Annotated in this window: 22 protein-coding genes; 9 read left to right on the plus strand and 13 right to left on the minus strand. The window is 66.4% G+C overall.

Annotated elements, in window-relative coordinates; translation table 11 throughout:
• The first annotated feature begins 27 nt into the window (after positions 1-27).
• On the plus strand, positions 28-1,119 hold the full coding sequence (locus QXH22_RS22760) for an NAD-dependent epimerase/dehydratase family protein (protein ID WP_306246448.1): 1,092 nt from the start codon (positions 28-30) through the stop codon (positions 1,117-1,119).
• A gap of 7 nt (positions 1,120-1,126) precedes the next feature.
• Here the strand turns inward: QXH22_RS22760 and QXH22_RS22765 are convergent, their stop codons facing one another.
• Both QXH22_RS22765 and QXH22_RS22770 read right to left on the minus strand, forming a co-directional pair.
• Positions 1,127-2,662 (minus strand): carboxylesterase/lipase family protein, encoded by a 1,536-nt coding sequence (locus QXH22_RS22765; RefSeq protein ID WP_306277084.1) that lies wholly within the window; start codon positions 2,660-2,662, stop codon positions 1,127-1,129.
• Positions 2,663-2,737: 75 nt separating this feature from the next.
• Positions 2,738-3,334: a TetR/AcrR family transcriptional regulator gene (locus QXH22_RS22770; RefSeq protein WP_306277085.1), complete on the minus strand. Its 597-nt coding sequence runs from the start codon at positions 3,332-3,334 to the stop codon at positions 2,738-2,740.
• A gap of 124 nt (positions 3,335-3,458) precedes the next feature.
• Here QXH22_RS22770 and QXH22_RS22775 point away from each other — a divergent pair, with 124 nt between their 5' ends.
• From QXH22_RS22775 to QXH22_RS22790, 4 genes are all read left to right on the plus strand, one after another.
• A complete protein-coding gene (locus tag QXH22_RS22775; protein ID WP_306277086.1) occupies positions 3,459-4,835 on the plus strand; it encodes an aromatic ring-hydroxylating dioxygenase subunit alpha in 1,377 nt (458 codons plus the stop codon).
• Entirely contained in the window at positions 4,832-5,356 is a 525-nt protein-coding gene (locus QXH22_RS22780) for a hypothetical protein (protein WP_306245649.1), read from the plus strand. Before QXH22_RS22775 ends, QXH22_RS22780 begins: the two co-directional genes overlap by 4 nt.
• Positions 5,353-5,826 (plus strand): hypothetical protein, encoded by a 474-nt coding sequence (locus QXH22_RS22785; RefSeq protein ID WP_306245650.1) that lies wholly within the window; start codon positions 5,353-5,355, stop codon positions 5,824-5,826. The genes QXH22_RS22780 and QXH22_RS22785 overlap by 4 nt, the downstream gene beginning before the upstream one ends.
• A gap of 62 nt (positions 5,827-5,888) precedes the next feature.
• Positions 5,889-7,007: an AI-2E family transporter gene (locus QXH22_RS22790; protein WP_306277087.1), complete on the plus strand. Its 1,119-nt coding sequence runs from the start codon at positions 5,889-5,891 to the stop codon at positions 7,005-7,007.
• Positions 7,008-7,097: 90 nt separating this feature from the next.
• Here QXH22_RS22790 and QXH22_RS22795 read toward each other — a convergent pair whose 3' ends face one another.
• The 3 genes from QXH22_RS22795 to QXH22_RS22805 form a co-directional block, all read right to left on the minus strand.
• Positions 7,098-7,691, minus strand: a complete 594-nt coding sequence (locus tag QXH22_RS22795) for a PE family protein (protein ID WP_306277088.1) — start codon at positions 7,689-7,691, stop codon at positions 7,098-7,100.
• Between the two features lie 235 nt (positions 7,692-7,926).
• Complete coding sequence (locus tag QXH22_RS22800; protein ID WP_306277089.1) at positions 7,927-8,724, minus strand: dienelactone hydrolase family protein; 798 nt, start codon at positions 8,722-8,724, stop codon at positions 7,927-7,929.
• 22 nt (positions 8,725-8,746) lie between these two features.
• The gene (locus QXH22_RS22805; protein WP_306245654.1) at positions 8,747-9,391 is read right to left on the minus strand and encodes a DUF4245 domain-containing protein; all 645 of its coding nucleotides are present in this window, start codon (positions 9,389-9,391) and stop codon (positions 8,747-8,749) included.
• Positions 9,392-9,466: 75 nt separating this feature from the next.
• Between QXH22_RS22805 and glpX the strand changes: the two genes are divergently transcribed.
• The 3 genes from glpX to QXH22_RS22820 all read left to right on the plus strand — a co-directional run bounded on the left by glpX (position 9,467) and on the right by QXH22_RS22820 (position 13,107).
• Complete coding sequence (glpX, locus tag QXH22_RS22810) at positions 9,467-10,543, plus strand: class II fructose-bisphosphatase (RefSeq protein WP_065048844.1); 1,077 nt, start codon at positions 9,467-9,469, stop codon at positions 10,541-10,543.
• Between the two features lie 26 nt (positions 10,544-10,569).
• Positions 10,570-11,985, plus strand: coding sequence for a class II fumarate hydratase (locus tag QXH22_RS22815; RefSeq protein ID WP_306277090.1), 1,416 nt, complete (start codon positions 10,570-10,572; stop codon positions 11,983-11,985).
• Positions 11,986-12,081: 96 nt separating this feature from the next.
• A complete protein-coding gene (locus QXH22_RS22820) occupies positions 12,082-13,107 on the plus strand; it encodes a hypothetical protein (protein WP_306277091.1) in 1,026 nt (341 codons plus the stop codon).
• On the opposite strand, the gene QXH22_RS22825 is transcribed toward QXH22_RS22820, so the two are convergent.
• From QXH22_RS22825 to glyA, 5 genes are all read right to left on the minus strand, one after another.
• A complete protein-coding gene (locus QXH22_RS22825) occupies positions 13,076-14,536 on the minus strand; it encodes an adenylate/guanylate cyclase domain-containing protein (protein WP_306277365.1) in 1,461 nt (486 codons plus the stop codon). The two genes, QXH22_RS22820 and QXH22_RS22825, sit on opposite strands and share 32 nt — an antisense overlap.
• A gap of 52 nt (positions 14,537-14,588) precedes the next feature.
• Positions 14,589-15,464 carry a polysaccharide deacetylase family protein gene (locus QXH22_RS22830; protein WP_306277092.1) on the minus strand — a complete coding sequence of 292 codons (876 nt, stop codon included), beginning with the start codon at positions 15,462-15,464 and terminating at the stop codon, positions 14,589-14,591.
• Between the two features lie 127 nt (positions 15,465-15,591).
• Complete coding sequence (locus tag QXH22_RS22835) at positions 15,592-16,893, minus strand: PhoH family protein (RefSeq protein ID WP_306245659.1); 1,302 nt, start codon at positions 16,891-16,893, stop codon at positions 15,592-15,594.
• Between the two features lie 231 nt (positions 16,894-17,124).
• Entirely contained in the window at positions 17,125-17,952 is an 828-nt protein-coding gene (locus QXH22_RS22840; RefSeq protein ID WP_306245660.1) for an acyl-ACP desaturase, read from the minus strand.
• Between the two features lie 153 nt (positions 17,953-18,105).
• Positions 18,106-19,386, minus strand: coding sequence for a serine hydroxymethyltransferase (gene glyA / locus QXH22_RS22845; RefSeq protein WP_306277366.1), 1,281 nt, complete (start codon positions 19,384-19,386; stop codon positions 18,106-18,108).
• 134 nt (positions 19,387-19,520) lie between these two features.
• On the opposite strand from glyA, the gene coaA reads away from it, so the two are divergent.
• On the plus strand, positions 19,521-20,459 hold the full coding sequence (coaA, locus tag QXH22_RS22850) for a type I pantothenate kinase (protein WP_306245661.1): 939 nt from the start codon (positions 19,521-19,523) through the stop codon (positions 20,457-20,459).
• 6 nt (positions 20,460-20,465) lie between these two features.
• Here the strand turns inward: coaA and QXH22_RS22855 are convergent, their stop codons facing one another.
• The 3 genes from QXH22_RS22855 to QXH22_RS22865 form a co-directional block, all read right to left on the minus strand.
• On the minus strand, positions 20,466-22,157 hold the full coding sequence (locus tag QXH22_RS22855) for a PE family protein (RefSeq protein WP_306277093.1): 1,692 nt from the start codon (positions 22,155-22,157) through the stop codon (positions 20,466-20,468).
• 280 nt (positions 22,158-22,437) lie between these two features.
• On the minus strand, positions 22,438-22,851 hold the full coding sequence (locus tag QXH22_RS22860) for a hypothetical protein (RefSeq protein ID WP_306277094.1): 414 nt from the start codon (positions 22,849-22,851) through the stop codon (positions 22,438-22,440).
• 148 nt (positions 22,852-22,999) lie between these two features.
• On the minus strand, positions 23,000-24,094 hold the full coding sequence (locus tag QXH22_RS22865; protein WP_306277367.1) for a methyltransferase: 1,095 nt from the start codon (positions 24,092-24,094) through the stop codon (positions 23,000-23,002).
• Between the last annotated feature and the right edge of the window lie 3 nt (positions 24,095-24,097).

Here is a 24,097-nt window from a genome sequence, read left to right on the forward strand (position 1 = left end):
GGTTCCGAACTGGAACACGTTTCAGTTATTCTCTCCGGCATGGGTGATCCATCACTGACAACCGACCTCGGCAGCGTCCTGGTCACCGGAGGCTCCGGCTTCGTCGGCGCCAACCTGGTGAAGACCTTGTTGGAGCGGGGCCATCGGGTCCGCTCCTTCGACCGCGCCCCCTCGCCGTTGCCGCAGCACCCGAAACTGGAAGTGCTGCAGGGCGACATCACCGACAAGGCGGTCTGCGAAGCGGCGGTCGACGGCATCGACACGATCATCCACACCGCGGCCATCATCGACTTGATGGGCGGCGCATCGGTGACCGAGGAATACCGGCAGCGCAGTTTCTCGGTCAACCTCGGCGGCACTCAGAACTTGGTGGAAGCCGGCCAGAAGGCCGGCGTCAAACGGTTCGTCTACACCGCCTCCAACAGCGTGGTGATGGAAGGCCAGAACATCGCCAACGGCGACGAGACGATGCCCTACACCAAGCGGTTCAACGATCTGTACACCGAGACCAAGGTGGCCGCCGAGAAGTACGTGCTGTCCCAGAACGGTGTCGACGGGATGCTCACCTGCTCGATCCGGCCCAGCGGCATCTGGGGCACCGGTGACCAGACGATGTTCCGCAAGCTCTTCGAAAGCGTGATCAAGGGCCACACCAAGGTCCTGGTCGGGCCCAAGTCGGTGAAGCTGGACAACTCGTACGTGCACAATCTGATTCACGGCTTCATCCTGGCCGGCGAGCACCTGGTGCCGGGCGGCAGCGCGCCCGGTCAGGCGTACTTCATCAACGACGGCGAACCGATCAACATGTTCGAGTTCGCCCGCCCGGTGGTGGAGGCGTGCGGCGAGAAATGGCCCACCATACGGATTCCGGCACCACCAGTGCGCCTGGCGATGACGGCATGGCAACGGCTGCACTTCCAATTCGGTGCTCCCGCACCACTTCTCGAGCCGTTGGCGATCGAGCGGGTGGCCATCAACAACTACTTCTCGATCGATAAGGCCCGCCGCGACCTGGGCTATGAGCCCCTGTTCACCACCGAACAGGCGCTCAAAGAATGCCTGCCGTACTACGTCGACCTGTTCCACAAGATGAAGGCCGAGGCGAAAGCGAAGAAATAGCGGGCGATTACCGGAAGCTCACCATCTCAGCGCCCCAGGCATCCCGGATCCGCGCGTCGACGTCGCGCCTGATGGTGTCGACCTTGTCGATGACCAGGCACGCCCGGTCAGTCTCGTCGTAGCGCGGCCACGGCAGTTCACCGGACGGGCCGGCCGGCTCACCGTCGGTGGCGAAATTGATCCACCGGGTCTGCATCCGCGTGGACACCGCCGTCGCGGTTCGCGCCCCGCCGAGCTTGAGCGTCACATCCTGGGGGCCGCCGAGAGTGCCCCAGACGTAGGGCAATTCGGTGGCATGGGCGGCGCGCACCAGAAGCAGCTTGAACAGCGGTGTCGAGTAGTCGAACCGGTACAGGTACACCGGCGCCACCGCGCTGTGCCCCTGAGCCAGCCACATCGTCGGCAACCGGAAACCGATGTCGGTCGCCATGCTCACCACCCGGGACTTGTGCCGGCCCGAGTATGCCGACCCGATCTCGTCCACGGTCGGCAGCTGTAGGTCGGGCTGCTCGGCGGCGATCTGGTCGAACATCGACGTGATGGCGCGCGGGGTGATCGGCATCAGCGGCGAGCGCATCAACTTGAACAGCGCCGCCTCGTTCTTGTTGGTCCCGATCACCAACGGGACGGGCAACAACCGTCCTTCCTGCGCCAGCTTGACGGGATAGTCCTGCAGCAGGTCTCCGTCGACGATCGGGACGAAGGCCAGCGTGCCGGGATTGCGCACGGGCACTTCGTTGAACACTTCCTGCGTGGCCGCGACCAGCGCCTCGGTGGGCACCTCGATCAGCTTCTGTAGCTCCGATGCGCCGATATCCAGCTTCTCCAACAGGGTGAGGGCGACCCGGTGCCCCCGCTCCCGGTCGTACACCGAGGTGGCCGGGGAACTCTGCGCGATCGCGCGCACGAACAGACCCTCGGCGGCCGGGCAGGCGAGCAGCGTGGTGACCAGGCCGGCGCCCGCGGATTCGCCGAAGACGGTGACGTTGGCCGGGTCACCGCCGAACGCCGCGATGTTGTCGCGAACCCACACCAGCGCGGCCAGCACGTCACGCAGCCCGATGTTCGAGTCGAAACGTCGCTGCCCGGTAGTGAACGACGACAGGTCCAGGAATCCCAGCGCGCCGATCCGGTAGTTGAGCGTGACCACGATGACGTCACCGGTGCCCGCCAGCGCGCGGCCGTCGTAGAGCGGCTGGCTGCCCGAACCCAGTACGTACGCGCCGCCGTGCAGCCACACCATCACGGGCTTCCCGGCACCGGGCTGTGCATCCCGTGGTGCCCAGATGTTCAGCCGCAGGCAGTCCTCACCCAGCGGCGCCCCCAGATCCAGGGGCATCCTCGGGACCACCGGCTGAGGGCAGGCCGGGCCGTATTCGGTGGCGTCGGCGACCTCGGTCCACCGCTGCGGGGGCTCGGGCGCCCGGAAACGCAGGTCACCCAGCGGCGGTGCCGCGTACCGGACGCCTTTCCAGAACTTGACGCGACCGTCGTCGCCACCCCGGACCGGGCCATATCCGGTTTCGACTACCTCGGTCGCCATCGCGCTCGAACTCCTCTTCCCGTGCACCGCCCCAGACATCCGTTGACCACGGCTGAAGCGTCCAAACCACTTTAATCACCGGCCGCCGATGCTGGAGACGATCAGCTCGAGGTACGGGCGATAGAGGTCTTCCCCGTCAAGATGACTGCCGAGAGTGATGCCGTCATTGACGGCCAGAATCACCCGGGCCAGCGTTTCGGCCGGCATGGTCAGCGTCGCGCCAAGGCGTGCCACGTTGGTGCTGATGAACTCTCCCAGCGACCGCACCGTCTCCCATCTCTGCTCGGCGAGTCGCTCCCGCGCCTGCGGATTGCGCAGCAGGAAGAGCGTGAATTCGTATCCCAGCGCAGCGCGGTCGGTGCCCTGGCTCATGTCCCGCCACCGGTTGGCGAGTTCGTCCAGATCGATGTCGCTGCGCCGGTGGAAAGATTCGATGACCGCGGTGAACCCGTCCAGGAATCGCTGGCGCTGGCGCTCGATGACGGCCAGGAAAAGTTCTTCCTTCGTCCCGAAGTGGGAGTAGATCGCTCCTCGCGTGTAGCCCGCGGCCTCGGCGATGTCTTCCAGTGCCGACCCCACCAGTCCCTCGCGCGCGAAAACTTCCTCCGCCGCGTCCAGCAACAGGTTCCGGGTGTGCTCCAGACGTCGCTCCCGGGTCCACCGCTGCGGCACGGTCCGATCCTTCCACATCGACGATATACATCGGCGTCATTCATATACGGCCTTGTATAAATTATACGCGAATGTATTCTAGTGTTCGGGATCACCGGTGCTTCCAGACAAGGAGCGTGCAGCGTTGACACAAGCACTTCGGCCGGGACGGTGGGTTGACCCCCACTCGGGCCTGGGCCTCGGACTGGCCGACATCGGCGGCGACACATTCAACCTGCGGATTTCCACCGACCGATACACCTCGGCCGAATACGCGGCGGTGGAGCGCGAGCGGATCTGGATGCGGGTCTGGCAGATTGCGGGCCGGGTCGACGAGCTTCCCAGGGTCGGCGACTGGAAGCAGTACCGGATACTCGACCAGTCGTTCCTCATCGTCCATGGCAAAGACGGCACGCTCCGTGGATTCGTCAACGCCTGCCGGCATCGCGGCAACACGCTGTGCACGGGCCGAACCGGAAATGCCAAGCGCGGACTGCTCTGTCAGTACCACCTGTGGTCCTACGACCTGGACGGGCGACTGCGGGGCATGCTGCGCGAGAGTCTGGCCGGCCCGATCGACAAGGGCGAGAACTCGCTGCTGCAGGTGCCGGTCGACACCTTCGCCGGATTCATTTTCATCAACCCCGACCCGAACGCGCAGCCGCTGCGCGAGTTCCTGGGGCCGGAGGTGGTCGAGCTGCTCGCGCCCTACCACCTGGACGAGATGGTCGCCGTGATGGATGTGCGGGAACCCTTGGACTGCAACTGGAAGGTCGTCATGGACGCCTTCGAGGAGGGCTATCACATCAACGGCATCCACCCACAGCTGCTCGGCGTGCTGACGATCGACCCGGCCACCACGCGCTACCGGTTCTTCGAAAACCACTGTGTCGCAGTGGCACCCTTCGAGGTTCGGGGCGCCAGTGCGGACAAGCAGGTCGAGGGCATCCTGGACCTGCCCGAGACGTTCCCGTCCACCGCTGCGGTGATCCCGCGGTTCCAGGAACTGGTCGCCGGGTATCGGCGGGCGGACGGGTCCGTCGACTTCCCGGCCGATGTCACGGCGCGAAAGTTGTTGCAGCAGGCTACGCGTGACACGCTGACCGCGATGGGCCTGGATGTCAGCGCCCTGACCGACGACCAGATGAGCGACAACCAGGGCTGGGTGCTGTTCCCGAATTACTTCATGACGGTCCGCGCCGGCGAATGCCACGTGATCATGGCCGTGCCACACCCTGACGGCGACCCGAACCGGTGCCTGTGGCATGTCAGCAGTTACATGTTCCTGCCGGCCGAGCACCGCGACGCATTCCACGTCGAGCTGACCGATGTCACCGAACCGGGTAGTTACAAGTATTTCGAAGCGCTGCAACAGGATTACGAGCAGATGCCGCGCCAGCAGCTCGGGCTTCGCAACAGCCGGCTGAACCACATGTCCCTGGTGCGCGAGGAGATCGTCATCGGCCACTACCACTCGGTCATCGACCGGTACATGGCCGGCAGTACGGAGGAAGAGCGATGAATCTGCAAGAGCGCATTGCCCATCACGGCCGCATGGCCGAGGCCTATCGGGATGCATACCTGCGCCAGGGGGTGCAGAACGGCGAGGCGTTCGCGCAAGCGTGGACGTTCGCCGAGGACGGCGTCTACGTCTCGCCGTATTTCACCGGTGATCAGGTGTTCCGGTTCAGCGAGTTCCCCGAAGACACCGCACGGGCTTCGACGCTGGAAGCCAAGGTCTACTCGCTGAGCTTTCCGGACTGGAAGCCCAGCGACTTCAAATACTGGCCCGCCGCCAACGGGCTGGTGATGAAAACCCGGTGGGAGGGGCACACCACCGACGGCGTCCAGATGGGCTTCTACTCCTACAGTTTCATCGAAACCAATGACGCGGGTGAACTGACTCGCTGGGAGACCCACGTCAACGACGAATACAACGCATTCCTCGATATCGCGATCGGCGTACACGGCCCGTTCCAGGGCACCAGCGAATACGTGGAACTGCTCGAACTCCGGCTGGCGAAGTCCGGGGAATCCCGGTGAACCAGCAGGTCGACCGTCAGGTAGCCGACGTCATCGGCGACTACACCGGCCACGCCCGCACGGTGCTCGAATACTGCATGACGGTCGATCGTCTTGTGCACGAAGCCAAAAGCCCCGGCTTCGGGGTTCAGAACTGGGGCGCTCTCGCCGAGCTCGTCGCCGTCGATGAATTCGAACGGGTGGGCGCGTTCAAGGAGGTGATGGACTGGCCGGCGTACACGGACTTCCTGACCACTTGGGCGACGTCGTCGACCTGGCGGTGCTCCTTTCGACGGCTCACCGAGGCTGCGGACTTGATCTTCCTCGAGCTCGAAGAGCACAGTGCCGTAGGCGATTTCACCAGCGTGGTGAATTCCCTGTCGGTTTACCGGTTCAACGACACCGGCCAGATCACCCGCATCGACCTCTACCTACAGATGGAGCTGCCGGACCCGGAACTGCTGAAAAGCTTTGAAGGAGTTGACCCCTGATTCGGTCCCGCTGCCGCTAAAGTTGCCTCAACACTGATGCGGAGGGCGGTCTCGGTCCAGGCATGAACACCGAATTCACGCTCACCCAGAAACGCGCCCTGGCAGTGTTCACCCTCGTCGCCCTGGCGTTCGGGGCGTACTTCCTGCGCAACTACTTCGTCCTCATCGTGGTGGCCGCGGTCGGCGCGTATCTGTTCACGCCCCTGTTCAACTGGTTCAACAAGCGCCTGGGCACTGGTCTGTCGGCGGCCGCCACCCTGCTGTCGGCACTAGCCATTGTGATCGTGCCGGTGGGACTGCTGGTGACGCTGGCCATCGTGCAGATCGCCCGGATGATCGACTCGGTGGCGGGATGGGTCCGCTCGACCGATCTGAGCAGCCTCGGCGACAAGACCCTGCACCTGGTTAACGAGTTCCTGTCCCGGGTGCCGTTCGTGCATGTCACCGTCACCGCGGAGACGCTGCGCAAGGCGATGGTCTCGGCCGCCCAGAACGTCGGCCACTGGCTGCTGGGAGTGCTGCAGAACACGGCGGGCAGCCTCGCCGGCATGATCACCTCGGCCATCATCTTTCTGTACGTGTTCGTCGCTCTGCTGGTGCACCGCGACCGGATGCGGATATTGATCAGCCAGCTGAACCCGCTCGGCGACGAGGTGACCGACCTGTATCTGCAGAAGATGGGGTCGATGGTGCGCGGCACCGTCAACGGTCAGTTCGTCATCGCCTTCTGCCAGGGTGTCGCGGGCGCCGCGTCGATCTATATCGCGGGCTTCCACCACGGTTTCTTCATCTTCGCGATCGTGCTGACCGCGTTGTCGATCATCCCGCTGGGCGGCGGCATCATCACCATCCCGTTCGGGGTGGGCATGATGCTGTTCGGCAATATCGGCGGCGGGCTGTTCGTGGTCCTCTTCCACCTGGTGGTGGTCACCAACATCGACAACTTCCTGCGGCCGATCCTGGTGCCGCGGGATGCCCGGCTGAATTCGGCACTGATGTTGCTGTCGGTGTTCTCCGGGATCTCGATGTTCGGCCCGTGGGGAATCATCATCGGCCCGGTGCTGATGATCGTCATCGTCACGACCATCGACGTCTATCTCGCGGTCTACAAGGGTGTCGAGCTCAAACCGGTGCCCGAGGACAAGCCCGCTCGACGCAAGTGGCCGTGGCCGGGCCGCTGACTGTGAATCTGACGACGCGACACGCCGGTGACGCGTCGGGGGATCCACACTCAGTGCACGGAGGCCGGCTTCCGCGAAAGTCGACAGCACTCAGGCAATCGCGGTTAACGCACCAAAAATAGGAGAAAAGGATAATGCCCTCAGGGTAGGGGAAATGGCTTCCAACAATACCGGCAAGACGTATAAGAAAAACACGAGGAGCGAAACAGCCAACACGACGATGAAAACAACAGCAGCTATACCCACCGGAGCCAGCAGGTACGGACCCAAAGGATTATCAAAGAAAACTGCCTTGCCCAGCTGGTAGGAAAGAGGTGCCCACAAATCGTAGAGCGGTGCCGGCAAGCCTTCAAATCCGATAATCGGGTTCAAAATCGAAGCCAAGGGCTGCAACAACGTTACATTGACGGCCTCCGCGCCGGCGTACATCCCCGCACTCACGTTCAAATGCTGCGCAAACTGCTCGTGAAACACCGCGGCCTGCCCAGCCAGTTGTTGGTACTCTTTACCGTAATCGGAGAACACGTGTGCGATATTCGCCGATACTTCGTCGGCGGCGGCGGGCAGCACCGCGGCGGTTGAATCTGCTGCCAGCGTGTGCGCCTCGTAGAGGGCTGAGCCAATTGTCTCCAGGTCCGCAGCTGCCTGCGCCATAATTCCTGGCGCGGTGATTACAAGCGACATGTCTGTCCTCACCCTTCGCTCATCGGAACGTGCTCAGATGGACCCGCAATGCTGATCACGGTCTTGTGCGGCGATCAAATGTTGCCAAAACGAGTGTCGCCCGGATCGACGAGGGGGGCTTGAGTATGCGACTACTCAATTCTGAGCGGGTGCCTGCCGAAAGGTTCCGGTTCTCGCCCGATTTTCGGGTAAGCAGCGACTCTCCATCAGAACCTCACCCGCTTCTTCGCAAGTGCTAACTCAGCCGCTCCCTGAGGAATTCGACCACCCGCTTGCGCGCCTCGTAGGCCGGCTGGCCGTCGATCTCGCGGACCTCGTCGGTGAGCACCGAATGCGCCATGCGGCCGAAGCCGTGCTCGTTGCCCGGGCCGGAGTCGATCTCGATCACCTCGAACGCGTCGCCGAGCCGCTGCTTGAGCGTCTTGAAGCGCTCGCCGGGAGCCATCCGGTCGCCGCTGAACCGCAGCCCCAGCGCGCACAGGTCGTGATTGGCGCAACGATCGGCCACCACCCTGAGCTCCGCCTCGCTCATTCCGGGATCGCGGCGGTGCTTGGCGGTGAGCGGGAACGGCACCGAGGGCTGGCTGAGCACGGGGGCCAGCACGCTGTCATCGACGGCGGCAGCCAGGGCGAAGCCGCCGGTGAAACACTGTCCGATCACTCCGACACCCTTGCCGGGAGTCTTCTCGTTGAGGTCGCGGGCCAGGGCGCGCAGAAACAGCGAGACCGGCCGCTCCTTGTTGGTGGCCATCGCGGCGAATTCCTTGGCCACGCAGCCGCGGCTGATCTCGGCCACGATGTAGCCCGGTGTTTTCGCCTTGCCGGGCTGCCCGAACAGTGACGGGATGGCCACGGTGAACCCGTTGTCGACCAGATGGTTACCCAGACCCAGCACCCCCGGATGGATACCCGGCATCTCCGGGATCAGCACGACGCCGGGGCCCGATCCTTTGCGGTAGACGTCGTAGGTGAAGCCGGCGCCGGTGAACGGCGCCGCCGACCACCCGGAGAGATCTGCTTCGGGTGCGGTCACAAGAGACGTCCCTTCTATCGGCCTAACGGCTCGGTAACGGCTGCGCCGACTCCGTCGCGACCGCCAGTGTGCGGAACTGATCCGGTGTGCCGGCACCGGTGATCGCCACCTGGGTCGGGCCGGCCGGGCTGGCGAGCCTGGTGGTCCACACCGGCTCGACAGCGCCGTTCTGGTCGGCACCCTGGTAGATAACCCAACGGGTGCCGTTCACGTCAACGGTGCCGCTGGGAAACATGCCGGAATGGATGGAGCCGACCAGCTTGTCCTCGTCGGCATTGCTCTGGGTCAGGCTCAGGTACATCCCGGTCGGGCTGATGTAGCCGACGGTCGAGGTGGCCGCGTGCAGCCGCTGGCCCGCCGAGGCGTCGCTACGTCCGGCGTCGATGCCGCCGCGTCCGCCGGAGTTGGCTTGCCAGCCCGGCGGCAGTTGCGGCATCCGGATCGGGAACCCGAGCGTGGCGGCGTCGGCCTTGAGCGCCGCGGCCGCGTCGTAGGACGGGATCCTTCCCCGGTTCGTCCCACCCGGGGCGATCGAGCACATCCCGACCATCCCTGCGAGCACGATGCACCCGATCACCAGAGGCAGCAGCGACCAGAACATGTCGCGTCCGTCCTGCAGCAACCGCGGCTTGGCCGGCTTGGGGGCAGGCTGGGGCTCCGAGGTCACTCCGCAAGTATCCCAGCTCCAGTCGAGCGTTCCGCTTCTGGGACAATCTGCAACCATGAATGAAGGGCGCCAACCATGACTGCACAGGGATCAGGCTCGTCGCCGACCGTTGCGACACCGTCGCACGCCCGACCGCGTGGCGAAGCCCCCGACCGAAACCTGGCTCTCGAGTTGGTGCGCGTCACCGAGGCCGGCGCCATGGCCGCCGGTCGCTGGGTGGGCCGCGGCGACAAGGAGGGCGGCGACGGCGCGGCCGTCGACGCGATAAGAGAACTGGTCAACTCGGTCTCAATGCGCGGCGTGGTGGTCATCGGTGAAGGCGAGAAAGACGAAGCCCCGATGCTCTACAACGGCGAGGAAGTCGGCAACGGCGACGGCCCCGACTGCGACTTCGCCGTCGACCCCATCGACGGCACCACGCTGATGAGCAAAGGCATGCCCAACGCGATCTCGGTGCTGGCCGTGGCCGACCGCGGGGCGATGTTCGACCCCTCGGCGGTGTTCTACATGAACAAGATCGCCGTCGGCCCCGATGCCGCCCACGTGCTGGACATCACCGCCCCGATCGCCGAGAACGTCCGGGCGGTCGCCCGGGTCAAGGAACTGTCGGTGCGGGACATGACTGTGTGCATCCTGGACCGCCCCCGGCACGCCCAGTTGATCGCCGACGTCCGCGCCACCGGCGCCCGGATCCGGCTGATCACCGACGGGGACGTCGCCGGAGCCATCTCGGCCTGTCGCCCGGGTTCGGGCACCGACATGCTGGCCGGTATCGGCGGAACCCCGGAGGGCATCATCACCGCGGCGGCGATCCGCTGCATGGGCGGCGCCATCCAGGCACAGCTGGCCCCCAAGGACGACGCCGAGCGCCAGAAGGCCATCGACGCCGGCCACGACGTCGGGCGGGTGCTGACCACCACCGACCTGGTGTCGGGCGAGAACGTGTTCTTCTGTGCCACCGGAGTCACCGACGGCGACCTGCTCAAGGGAGTCCGCTACTACCCGGGCGGGTGCACCACGCAGTCGATCGTGATGCGGTCCAAGTCGGGCACCGTGCGCATGATCGAGGCCTACCACCGGCTGTCCAAGCTCAACGAATACTCGGCGATCGACTTCACCGGCGACAGCAACGCCGCCTATCCCCTGCCCTGACACCTATAAAAGCAAGGATCTGATCTATGGCCGATTCAGGCGCTCCCGAAGGCGAATACCGCATCGAGCACGACACCATGGGCGAGGTCCGGGTGCCGGTGAACGCGTTGTGGCGCGCGCAAACCCAGCGCGCCGTGGAGAACTTCCCGATCTCGGGTCGCGGTCTGGAGCGCACCCAGATCCGCGCGCTGGGTCTGCTGAAAGGCGCCTGCGCGCAGGTGAACAAGGACCTCGGGCTGCTGGACCCGGAGAAGGCCGACGCGATCATCGCCGCGGCCGCCGAGATCGCCGACGGCAAGCACGACGACCAGTTCCCCATCGACGTCTTCCAGACCGGTTCGGGCACCAGCTCGAACATGAACACCAACGAGGTGATCGCGTCGATCGCGGCGGCCAACGGGGTGAAGGTGCACCCCAACGACGACGTCAACATGTCGCAGTCGTCCAACGACACGTTCCCGACCGCGACCCACATCGCGGCCACCGAGGCCGCGGTGCGTCATCTCATCCCCGCCCTCGAGGTGCTGCAGAACGCGTTGTCGGCCAAGGCACTCGAGTGGCAGACGGTAGTCAAGTCCGGACGCACCCACCTGATGGATGCCGTCCCGGTGACTCTCGGCCAGGAGTTCAGCGGGTACGCGCGCCAGATCGAGGCCGGCATCGAGCGGGTGCGGTCGACCCTGCCCCGGCTGGGTGAGCTGGCGATCGGCGGCACCGCGGTCGGCACCGGCCTCAACGCCCCCGAAGGATTCGGCGTCCGGGTGGTGGCGGTGCTGGTCGAATCGACGGGCTTGTCCGAGTTGCGCACGGCGACAAACTCTTTCGAGGCGCAGGCGGCCCGCGACGGGCTGGTCGAGGCGTCCGGCGCGCTGCGCACCATCGCGGTGTCACTGACCAAGATCGCCAACGACATCCGGTGGATGGGGTCGGGACCACTGACCGGCCTTGCCGAAATCCAGCTGCCGGACCTGCAGCCGGGCAGCTCGATCATGCCGGGCAAGGTGAATCCGGTTCTGCCCGAAGCGGTTACCCAGGTGGCCGCACAGGTGATCGGCAATGACGCCGCGGTCGCGGTCGGCGGCTTGTCGGGCGCCTTCGAGCTCAACGTCTACATCCCGATGATGGCCCGCAACATCCTCGAGTCGTTCAAGCTGCTGGCCAACGTGTCCACGCTGTTCGCCGACCGCTGCATCACCGGACTGGTGGCCAACGTCGAGCACCTGCGTGAACTGGCCGAGTCCTCGCCGTCGATCGTGACCCCGCTGAACTCGGCCATCGGGTACGAGGAGGCCGCCGCGGTGGCCAAGCAGGCGCTCAAGGAGCGCAAGACGATCCGCCAGACCGTCATCGATCGCGGCCTGATCGGCGACAAGCTGTCCGAAGAGGAACTCGACCGCCGCCTCGACGTGTTGGCGATGGCCAAGGTCGAACCGGTCGATTAGGCCGGATGTTGCCGAGCCGCAGGTACCCTGCGGTGGACGCGGTTGTGTGGCTATCTCAGCGTGGAGGCGGCCGGTGAGAGTAAGGGTGATTCAGCAATGACGGTTCCCCCCGGCGGTCCCTACGGTCAGGATCCTTACGGTCAGGACCCCTACGGCGCGAATCCGTATGGGCAACAACCGTATTGGGGCGGTCAGCCGCAGGGCCAGCCACCCGGACAGCCGCAGGGCCCACCCCCCGGGCAGCCGCAGGGCCCGCCTGGCTCCTACCCCTATCCCCCGCCGGGCGGTCAGTACCCGCCGGGCACCGACCCGTACGGCGTCCCCGGCGGCTACCCGCCCCAGCAATTCGGTCCGCCCGGACAGCCCGGCTGGCAGCCGGGGGGCTACCCGCCGGGTCCGCCGCCGTCGGGCGGGAATTCCAAGCTGCCGTGGCTGATCGTCGCCGGCATCGCGGTACTGGGCGTCATCGTGCTGGTCGTGATCCTGGTGGTCTCCCTGGGCAGCAAAGGAAACGAGTCGCCGACGGCCGGCCCGTCCGGGACGACGAGCGCACAGACGTCGGGGCCGGATACGTCGATGCAGACCGCGACGGACTGCACTCCCAACGTCTCCGGCGGCAACAAGCCCACCGGCGACACGGTGTCGGCCGGCAAGCTGTCGTTCCCCACGAGCGCGGCGCCCGGGTGGCAGCCGTACGTGGACGACCAGAACCCCAACTTGATCGACGCGGTCGGCCTGGGCGCGGAGGTGCCTAACGCGAGCCAGTGGATGATGCAGGTCGAGGTCGCCGTCACCAACTTCGTCACCAGCATGGACGTCAACGCACAGGCGTCGAAGTTGATGGACTGCGTCGCCAACGGCCCCGGCTACGTGCAGTCGAATCCCACGCTGGGCCCGAAGAAGACGTCGTCGATGACGGTCGACGGGGTCAAGGCCGCCCGGGTCGATGCCGACGTCTCGATCGCCGACACCACCCGCGGGGTGAAGGGCGACACCGTGACGATCATCGCCGTCGACACCAAACCGGTCACCATCTTCCTGGGCGCGACTGCGATCGGGGACAAGGCTTCAGCGGCCATTGTCGACAAAGTCATTGCGTCACTGAAGGTTTCAAAGAAATAGTCGGCGTCCACACGTGCGTCGGCTCGGACCGGCCGCGCAGCACCGTGGAATAGCATTCGTCCCAGCGTGCGCGCTCGGATTGCCCGGCGCGGTCGATCGCCGCACCTGAGCACAGGATCCGGCGGTCGGAGGTCTTGGCGAGGTCGGCCAATCGCGCGGCCTCGTTGACCGCGTCACCGATCACCGTGTATTCGTAGCGGTTTTCGGCACCGATGTTGCCGGCGAAGACCCGTCCGGCGGAGACGCCGATACCGAAGTCCACCATCGGCAGCAGACGCAGTTTGTCGCCCAGGGAACGCCCGGTGCCCAACGCCGCCGCAGCCGGCTCATTGGTGCGCAGTGGCGCGCCGAAGATGACGAGTGCGGCGTCACCCTCGAATTTGTTGATGAGGCCGCCGAATTCGTCCACGGTGTCCACGACGATGCGGAAGAAGTCGTTGAGCAACTGGGCAACCTGTTGCGGCGGAAGGCTTTCGGTGAGCTTGGTGGAACCGACCAGATCGATGTAGAGGACCGCGGCTTCCACCACATCGCCGGACAGGGTGGCGCCCTCCTCGAGGGCACGCCGCGCGACGTCGGGCCCGACATGTCGGCCGAACAGATCCCGGAGCCGGTCGCGTTCCTCGAGCCCGCTGACCATCCGGTTGAATCCGCTTTGCAGTCGCCCGATCTGGGACCGCTCGTATACGCCCACGTGGGTGTCGATGTGGCCGTGCTCGACCTCGGCCATCGCGTCGGCGACTTCGGCGACCGGGTCGGAGATCGACCGCGATGTCAGGATCATGGTCGGCATTCCCAGCAGGAGCGCCGCCAGCGACACCACCAGGATCGGCACGTCCAACGAGTTGGACCGCTCGACCAGCCAGCCGGTGGAGCGCATCACCACGAACGCCGCGATCACCCCGATTGGCAATGCGCTGCACAGAAACCAGAGCAGAACGAGCCGCGCGAAGACGCCCGGCACCATCAGTCGCGGCTCGCAACCGCGCGTCGCGGCGCTCATGATCGGCCGCAGGGTGCGCTGGGCGAGTAATAGACCCGTACCGGCGGCCGCGGCACCGCCGATCAGCACGCCGAGCGAGATTGGCACCATGACGGCGGTTCCGCCATCGGTGTTCGGCAGGATGACGATCACGCCGCACACAGCCCACGTCCCCGCCAACAAGGCCGACTGCCGCCCCGCGAGTTTCATCGCCGCGTCGCGTTGCGCGGGTGTCGGTTCGTGACCGGCGGTGTACCAGCGCAGCGTGGGCGCCAGAATCATGGGCCCGATGACCGCAACCGAGATGGTTCCCAGCACGATCAACACCGCCACCAGGCCGGTGTTCTTCTCGGCGAAGTCGGCGTTGGCCACCGCAGGGCTGTGACCCCTCATCGGGATCAGGATGGCGGCCGAGTCGGCCACCGCGATGATGTAGCCGAGCGCCAGGTCGATGGCGTATTGGATTGACAGCCGCAGAGCAGACTTCGGCGACGCTGCCCTAGGCACCGTTGTTCGGCCCGCCCGAGTTCTGCCCGGGAATGTCGGTGATCGGGAAATTGGGCATCGGCTTGGGCGAGGGGGTGTTGGGCAGGGGCGGGATGTCACCGGGAGGAATGTCGTGCAGCTCGTTGACCGGCGGCCCGTTCTCCCGGCTGCCGTAGCTGCTGCCGGGCGCCCGCGGCCCCAGCAGCTCGCTGACCGTCACCATCCGGTAGCCGTTCGCCTTGAGTACCGGGATGAACTGATAGATCAGATCGACGGTGCTCGAGTAGGTGTCGTGGAACAGCACCACCGAGCCCGGTTTGATCTGCGCCATCAGCACCTGTCGCGTCGCTGGGGTGTTGGAATCGTTAGCCCAGTCGAAAGGGATCACGTCCCAGAGGATTTCCGCGAGGCCGAAGGTTCCGGCCGTCTGCCGGACAGCCGGGTTCGACAGCCCGCCGGCGGGCCGGTACAGCGACGGCTTGCGGCCGGTCGCGGCGACGATCGCGTCGTTGGCGCGGGAGAACTGGCCGGCGATGTCCTCGGGCGGAATCGTCGTCATGTTGGGGTGTTCCCACGTGTGGCTGCCGAGCTCCATGCCGGCGTCCACGACCCGTTTCGCCCCGGCCGGATTCGCCGCCACCTTGTTGCCGATCTCGAAGAACGTCGCTTTGGCGTCGTTGTCCTTCAGGATCTGCAGCAGCCGGTCGGTGTAGGGGCTGGGGCCGTCGTCGAAGGTGAGCGCGACACACTTGACCGCGGCGCAGCTCTGGTCGTCAGCGCGCGTGACGTGGCCGGTGAGACCACCGATCACCAGCACCCCGGCCGCGACCACGACGCCGAAGACCATGCGCCAGTAGCGCCAGGCCTGATTGTCGGGTCGTTTCGGCACCAGGGAAGTTTACCGAACGTCTCGCACCGAACCCTGAAGACGAACGTGCCGTGACGGCGTTGAGCCTGCGTCCTGGGTGCGATTCGCGCGGTTTTCCCGCCTTGGACGCAGAGTCAACGCCCAGGTATCAGTGTGGCCCGGCGATTTCCTCGAGCATCTCGGTGACCAGCGCGGCGATCGGCGACCGTTCGCTGCGCAGCAGCGTGATGTGGGCGAACAGCGGGTGCCCCTTGAGCTTCTCGATCACCGCGGCCACCCCGTCGTGCCGGCCGACCCGCAGGTTGTCGCGCTGGGCGATGTCGTGCGTCAGCACCACCCGGGATCCGGTGCCCAGCCGGGACAGCACGGTCAGCAGCACGTTGCGTTCCAGGGATTGGGCTTCGTCGACGATGACGAAGGAGTCGTGCAGCGACCGGCCGCGGATGTGGGTCAGCGGCAGGACCTCGAGCATGCCGCGGGACAGCACCTCGTCCAGCACGGCCGGGCTGGCCAGCCCTTCGAGGGTGTCGAAGACGGCTTGGGCCCACGGGCCCATCTTGTCGCTCTCGCTGCCGGGCAGGTACCCCAGTTCCTGGCCGCCGACGGCATACAGCGGGCGGAAGACGACCACCTTGCGCTGGGTCCGCCGTTCCAGCACTGCTTCCAATCCGGCACACAGCGCCAGAGCGGACTTCCCGGTGCCCGCCTTGCCGCCGAGCGACACGATGCCCACCGATTCGTCGAGCAGCAGGTCCAGAGCCACCCGCTGTTCGGCGGAGCGGCCGCGCAGGCCGAAGACCTCGCGGTCACCCCGCACCAGTTGTACGCGTTTGGCCGGGGTGACCCGGCCCAGCGCGTGCGAGCTGCCGCCCAGCAAGCGAATCCCGGTGTGGCACGGCAGGTCCCGGGCCTCGGCCAGGTCGATCTCCCCGTCGGCGAACAGGGCGGCGATGTCCTCGGCAGCGGTCTCGACTTCGCGCATGCCGGTCCATCCGGACACCACGACATCCTGCGCGTGATACTCGTCGGCCGGCAGACCAATCGCGGCGGCCTTGACCCGCAGCGGAATGTCCTTGCTCACCAACGTCACTCGCTTGCCTTCGGCGGCGAGGTTGGCGGCACAACTCAGGATCCGGGAGTCGTTGCTGTCGGTCCGGAAGCCCGATGGCAGCACCGACGGGTCGGTGTGGTTGAGTTCGACGTGCAGTGAACCACCCTCTGCACCAACCGGAATGGGCTGGTCGAGCCGGCCGTGTTCCAGCCGCAGATCATCGAACAGGCGCAACGCCTGACGGGCAAACCAACCCAGTTCGTGGTGGTGGCGCTTGGCTTCGAGTTCGCTGATTACCACCAGCGGAACTACCACCTCATGCTCGGCGAACCGGCTGCAGGCCCACGGGTCGGACAGCAGAACGGAGGTGTCGAGCACGTACGTCCGGGTTTCGGTCACGGGGCGCTCCTCGAGCGAATGACGCTCGGGCGGACCCACGCGAGCGTGTCGGCGGGGGCCGCGGCACCAGGACCGGGGCCGGTCCTGCCGTTGGTGTGACGGAAGGTGCCGCCCTGGCAGCAGAGCAGATCGCTGGCCATCACCGGCGACGCTACTCCGGTGGCCACACCCCTGCAGTGCAGGCGCGCCGAGGCGCTATCGAGACACGCAAACGCAACAAATGCCGGCGGGCTAGTCGGTGACGAACTGCTTGAGCGCCGGCTCGTCGGCCAGGCCCCACGCGGTGATGCGCTCGGAGATCACCTGCTGCAACTGACCGCGGTCGAAGATTCCCGCCTCGGCCACCGCCTTGATCTTGTCCTGGTAGGCGTCGATGTCGGCGCCCGGGACGTCGAGGTCGGCAGCGCGGGCGGCGATCGCGGCGATCACCTCGTCACGGGAGTAGTCCAGCAGGTGGGCGACCAGGTTGGCGAAGAATTCCTCTTGCCGCGCTTCGTCCCTGGCGATCCGGTCGATCAGACCGGCCAGGATCGGCTCCTCGATTTGAGCGGCGAGGTTGCGGCAGAAGGTGCCGTAGGTGCGCTCCGAGAAGGTCATGTAGACCAGCGTGTCGATCTGCGAGTACTTCTCGGTGCGGTAGCCCTTCATCACGTACTGGACGCGGGCGTTCTCGTTGGCGGTCGGGTCGACCTCGCGGGTCACCACCAGGTACTCCCGCAGCGCGATGGCGTGCAGGTGCTCCTCGGCGGTCCACCGGCCGATCCAGCGGCCCCAGTAGTCCTCGAGGATGAAGGCCTCGACGAACTCGCGGTGGTGGGCCGCCAGGTTGTCCTTGAGCAGCAGCATGATCTCGCAGGCGTCCGTGATCGGGCGAGGCAGCGTGGCCTGGGACGGGTCCCAGTCGCGCCCGCCGAGGAACGCGAAGTTCTCGCCGCGGTCGAACGGTACGTAGTCGTGGGCGAACCAGATCTCTTCGGTGGCGAGGTGGTGGGCCAGGAGGGACTCCACCAAGGGCTCGAGTTCGAGAGTCAGCGCATTAGCGACAGGTTTCTGTGCCATGCGGTTACTGTAACCCGCATTCACAGGTTCTTTCAAATTTCCGCGGGCGTGTCGCGCCTCACTGTCGCGACCAGACGCAAAGACCCCCTTTTCGCACGAAAAGGGGGACTTTGTCGCGTGGTACTCCCGCCTGCGCGGGACTGCCCGGCAGGCTCAGCGCCCGACGAGACCCCAATCCTCGATCCCCTCGTACAGCGGGAACTCCCTGGCCAGCCGGGCCACCCGGGCGCCCAGTTCGGCGACGTCCGCCGCGCCGCCGGCCGCCAGCGCGGTCGCGATGATGTCGGCCACCTCGGAGAACTCGGCGTCCCCGAAACCGCGGGTCGTCAAAGCCGGCGTCCCGATCCGCAAACCGGACGTCACCATCGGCGGCCGCGGGTCGTTCGGGACGGCGTTGCGGTTGACCGTGATCCCGACCTCGTGCAGCAGATCCTCGGCGGCCTGACCATCCAGCGGGGAGTTACGGAGGTCGACCAGGACGAGGTGCACGTCGGTGCCGCCGCTGACCACCGACACCCCCGCTTTGGCGACGTCATCGGCCATCAGCCGGTCGGCGATGATGCGCGCCCCCGACAGGGTGCGCTGCTGACGCTCGGCGAACTCAGGTGTCGCGGCGATCTTCAGCGCCACGGCCTTGCCGGCGATGACATGCATCAGCGGCCCGCCCTGCTGGCCGGGGAACACCGCCGAGTTGATGGCCTTGGCGTACTCCTGCTTGCCCAGGATCATGCCCGAGCGGCCGCCGCCGAGCGTCTTGTGAATGGTGGTCGACACCACGTCGGCGTACGGCACCGGCGAGGGGTGCAGGCCGGCGGCGACCAGACCGGCGAAGTGCGCCATATCGACCCACAACTTGGCATCCACCTCGTCGGCGATCGACCGGAACGCCGCGAAGTCGAGGATCCGGGGATAGGCGGACCAGCCGGCGATCAGGACCTTGGGACGGAACTCCAGCGCCTGAGACCGCACTGCGTCCATGTCGACCAGATGCGTCGTCGGATCGACACCGTAAAAGGCGTTCTCGTACAGCTTGCCGGAGAAGTTCAGCCGCATCCCGTGGGTCAGGTGGCCGCCGTTGGCCAGGTCGAGACCAAGGAGCCGCTCGCCCGGTGACATCAGCGCGTGCAGCACCGCGGCGTTGGCCTGCGCACCCGAATGGGGCTGCACGTTGGCGAAGTCGGCGCCGAACAGCGCCTTGGCGCGGTCGCGGGCGATGTTCTCCACCACGTCGACGTGCTCGCAACCGCCGTAGTAGCGCCGGCCGGGCAGGCCCTCGGCGTACTTGTTGGTGAGCACGCTGCCCTGCGCCTGCAGGATCGAGCGCGGCACGAAGTTCTCCGACGCGATCATCTCGAGGGTGTCGCGTTGCCGCCCGAGCTCCTTACCCAGAAGCTCGGCGATATCGGGGTCGACCTCGGCGAGCGGTGCGGACATAACGGACGAAGCGACACGGGCGCCAGGAGTAGCAGTCACGGAGTCAGTCTATCGAGACACGTGTTTCCCAGCTGAGTCGCGTTTTGACCAGCCCCACCGTCAGTGCCGCCTTCCTTACTTGAGAGACTGGCACCATGCCGCGGCCGAGCGAGCCGAGCCCCTATGTCGAGTTCGACCGACGGCAATGGCGCGCGCTCCGGATGTCGACGCCACTGGCACTCACCGAAGAAGAACTGGTCGGGCTGCGCGGCCTCGGCGAACAACTCGACCTGCTGGAAGTCGAAGAGGTCTACCTTCCGCTGGCCCGTCTGATCCACCTTCAGGTGGCTGCACGGCAGCGGCTGTTCGCGGCCACCGCGGAATTCCTCGGCGAACCGCAGCAGAACCCGGACCGCCCGGTGCCGTTCATCATCGGGGTCGCGGGCAGCGTGGCCGTGGGCAAATCCACCACGGCGCGCGTGCTGCAGGCGCTGCTGGCCCGCTGGGACCACCATCCCCGGGTGGACCTGGTGACCACCGACGGATTCCTCTACCCGAACTCCGAGTTGGAACGACGAAACCTGATGCACCGCAAGGGTTTTCCGGAGAGCTACAACCGCCGGGCGCTGATGCGATTCGTCACGTCGGTGAAGTCCGGATCGGATTACGCCTGCGCGCCGGTCTATTCACACCTGCGCTACGACATCATTCCCGGCGCCAAACACGTGGTGCGGCATCCCGACATCCTGATCCTGGAAGGGCTCAACGTCCTGCAAACCGGGCCGACACTGATGGTGTCGGACCTGTTCGACTTCTCGCTGTACGTCGACGCCCGGATCGAGGACATCGAGCAGTGGTACGTGTCGCGGTTCCTGGCGATGCGCAGCACCTCGTTCGCCAACCCGGAGTCGCACTTCCACCACTACTCGGCGCTGTCCGATTCGCAGGCGGTCGTGGCGGCGAAAGAGATCTGGCGGTCGATCAACCGGCCCAACCTGGTCGAGAACATCCTTCCGACGCGGCCCCGGGCCACCCTGGTGCTACGCAAGGACGCCGATCACGCCATCAACCGGCTGAGGCTGCGCAAGCTGTAGGCCGGGTCAGCCGTGAGCGCCCGGTTGGCCGAACAGAATGCCAGCGATGCCGCCGTTCGCGCCTGCGCCCGCATCCCCGACGGGAGTGCCGAGCCCACCGACTCCCCCGGCCCCTCCCGCGCCGCCGTTGCCGATCAGCCTGGCGTTGCCGCCGGCGCCACCGGCACCGCCGTCACCGCCCTGCCCGGCCAGACCCTGAAAGAGCCCACCGGCCCCGCCGCCGCCACCGGCGCCGCCATTGCCGTAGAACAGCCCGGCAACGCCGCCGATGCCGCCGTTGCCGCCGGCGCCGACGCTGATACCGGTGCCGAAGACCGCGCTACCACCCAATCCACCGAAGCCGCCGGTTCCGCCGCTGCCGAAGAGCAGGCCGGCATTCGCACCGTTGCCACCATTTCCACCCACGCCACCGGTCTTGGACGTCTCGCCGGTACCGCCGTTGCCACCGCTACCGCCGTTGCCCCACAACCGCGAGACACCGCCGTTGCCGCCGTTACCCCCGGCCAGGGCCTGGCTGGCGTTGATATCGCCGAACATGCTCCCGCCTGCACCGCCGTCGCCGCCGTTGCCGAAGATCGCCACGCCGCCGTTTCCGCCGCTGCCAGCTGCCTGGTTGTTGCCATTGCCGCCCGCGCCACCGGCCCCGGCGTTACCGAACAAACCGGCATTGCCGCCGTCACCGCCGTTGCTACCGCCGCTCAACTGTGCAGAGACGCCGCTGCCTCCCGCCCCGCCGTTGCCGTAAAGCAATCCGCCGTTGCCGCCGTTGCCACCGGCGCCACCGTTCGTGCCGAAGCTGCTGGCACCGCCCGACCCGCCGGCTCCGCCGTCGCCGAACAGGCCGCCATTTCCGCCCGCACCGCCGACACCACCCAGTCCGCCGGCACCCGCCGCACCTCCGGTACCGCCGGCACCACCGGGGCCGTACAACCAGCCGCCATTGCCGCCGGCACCTCCGGCCCCGGCTACGGACGCGACAGCGGTGCCACCTGCGCCGCCGCTGCCGCCTACCCCGCCGCTACCCCACAGCCCCGCGCTCCCACCGGCACCACCGAATCCACCCGTGCTGGCACCGGAGAATGCGGCGGTCCCGAACCCGCCGTTACCACCATTGCCGAAGAGCCAGCCACCGCTGCCGCCGGCGCCACCGTTCTGGCCCTTGGAGGGCGATGTGTTGACGCCGCCATTGCCGCCGGCGCCGCCGTTGCCGATCAATCCGGCGTTCCCGCCGGCGCCGCCGGCCTGGTTGGCTCCGCCGGTGCCCCCGGCACCGCCGTTGCCGTAGAGAATTCCGCCATCACCACCACGCATCCCGGGGCCGCCGTTCGCGCCATCCCCGATCAGCGGGCGATTGAACAGCGCCATTGTCGGAGCGTTGATGACACCGAGCACGTCCGTCGGCAAGCTCTCGGCGGCGTTCAACGCCTCGGCGGCGGCATAAGCACCACCGGCACCGGTCATGGTTGCCACGAACTGCTGATGGAATGCCGCCGCCTGGGCGTTGACCATCTGATATGCCTGCGCGTGCCCGGAGAACAAAGCCGCCAGCGCCGCAGACACCTCGTCCGCGCCGGCAGCGGCGACCGCCGTCGTAGGTGCGGCCGCCGCCGCAGCGGCCTCGCTGAGCGAAGAACCGATTCCTGCCAGATCGGACGCAGCCTGAGCCACGAATTCTGGGGCGGCAATGAGAAATGACATCGCTTGTCCTATCGCTATCGTCGAGCCGGCACGCGAAAATCACCCGAAGTATGGACTGTTCGCGGCGCCATCGTCGTGAATTCGACAGGTCACTAATAAACCCGTAGAAATTCGGTACTGCAGACACAGATTGACCCAGCGGGCACCGCCGTGGCATCGGGCAGAGTGCACAAATCCGATTTGCGTCGACGTGCACTGTGCACAAGTGCTTCAACAGGCCGAGCGGGGCTGCGCACCGCAACGCTCAGGCGGTGGCAACCCCGCTCGGCGGGAAGGGGAATCACGCTGCCAGGCGGCGCACTCCCAGGTACTGCAGGCCCGCGAACACCAGCGTGTAGACCCCGCTGGCCAGCGTCGCGGCCACCCCGATCGACGTCATCGGCACCAGCTCCGCGGCGACGACCGCCGCGACGGTGTAGACCAGGTTTGCCGCGACGACGCCGAGTCCAGCGCGCCGCAGGTTCGGCAGCGCGGCCAGGCTGAACACCGCCAGTCCGTACAGAACGAAAAAGGCGCCCATGCTGTATTCCTGGCCGGACGTCAGACCGGTCAGCCGCGAAACGGGATCGGCGGCGACGGCGACGGCCAGCCCCATCAATCCGGTCAGGGTGGCATCAGCGCGCATCGCGAATCGAAGCAGCGAGTCGTTGGAGTCGGATAGCGGGCGGCGCTGCACACCGGAAATTGCGGTCATGTTCGGATCTCCTCGGCATTGGGGCGTTGATACGGGTCGAACACGTCCGACGATGCCGGTTATCCACTGCCAGATCGACGCATGGCGCTGCCAGTTACTGCCACCAAACTGATGACCAGGAGTTTTCTCCGAATTTTTGGTCGGCCATTCAGACGGCCCGCGCCTCCACGATCCCGAAGGGCGAGGCGGTTTCCACCACTCGCGTCATCTGGAAGCCGGCCCGTTGCAGGAGGCGGCCGTACTCGGACTCGGTGCGCTCGCGGCCATCGACCATGACCAGCATCTCCAAGTCGATCCACTTCGCCGGGATGTCGCGGTCGTGATCGGGAATGACCTGCTCCAGCAGCAGGACGTGGCTGCCCGGCGCTGCCGCCTTGCGCACGTTGGCGAGAATGCGGACTGCCTCGTCGTCAGGCCAGTCGTGAATGATGTTCTTGAGCACGTAGACGTCGCCACCGCCCGGTAGGTCGTCGTCGAAGAAGGATCCCTCCGCGATGCGCACCCGGTCTTCGACCCGGTGTTCGCGAAGTTCGGCCGGGGCGCCGGCAACCACCTGCGGTTGGTCGAAGAGGATGCCGCGCGCGTGCGGAGCCGCGTTCAAGATCGCGGCCAGCAGCCGGCCATGCCCTCCCCCGACGTCGACGACGGTGGAGTAGCCGCCGAAGTCGTATGCCGCGACCAGTGGCGCGATCGACAGGTCAGAGGTGCTTGTCATGGCCTGGTTGAAGATCTCCGACAGTTGGGGCTCGCCGGCCAGGTATTCGAAGAATGGCTTACCTCGTAATTCCGAGACCACGGAACGTCCGCTGCGAATAGCGTCGGCCAACCCGCTCCAATGCTCACGTTGCTGCGGCGCGCCCACAAACCGGGCCATGCCGGCCAACGACACGTCGGCGTCCGTGCGCAACGCCTCTGCCAAGGGATTCAACTCGAAGCGGCCGTCGCGTCGCTGCCGGAACACACCACGGCCAATCAGCGCCCGAAGCAGGCGACCGACCGCATCGGCGTTCGCGCCGACCGCCTCCGCGAGTTCGTCGGGAGTCAACGGACCGGCGGCCAGGGCGTCCGCAATGCCGAGCTCGGCCGCCGCGGCGACCGCCTGGGCTACCCACGCGTTCAGAATCAGTTCCATCATCGCAGCCGGGGCCGGCACCATCCGCCGGTGCAGGCGGGCCAGCCGGTCGCGGAGCAGCTCGACTGCTCGGACAGCGCGGGCGGGCGGCATTTTGTCTGGCACAGAAATCTC

This window comes from Mycobacterium sp. TY814, assembly GCF_030755175.1.
Taxonomy (GTDB): Bacteria; Actinomycetota; Actinomycetes; order Mycobacteriales; family Mycobacteriaceae; genus Mycobacterium.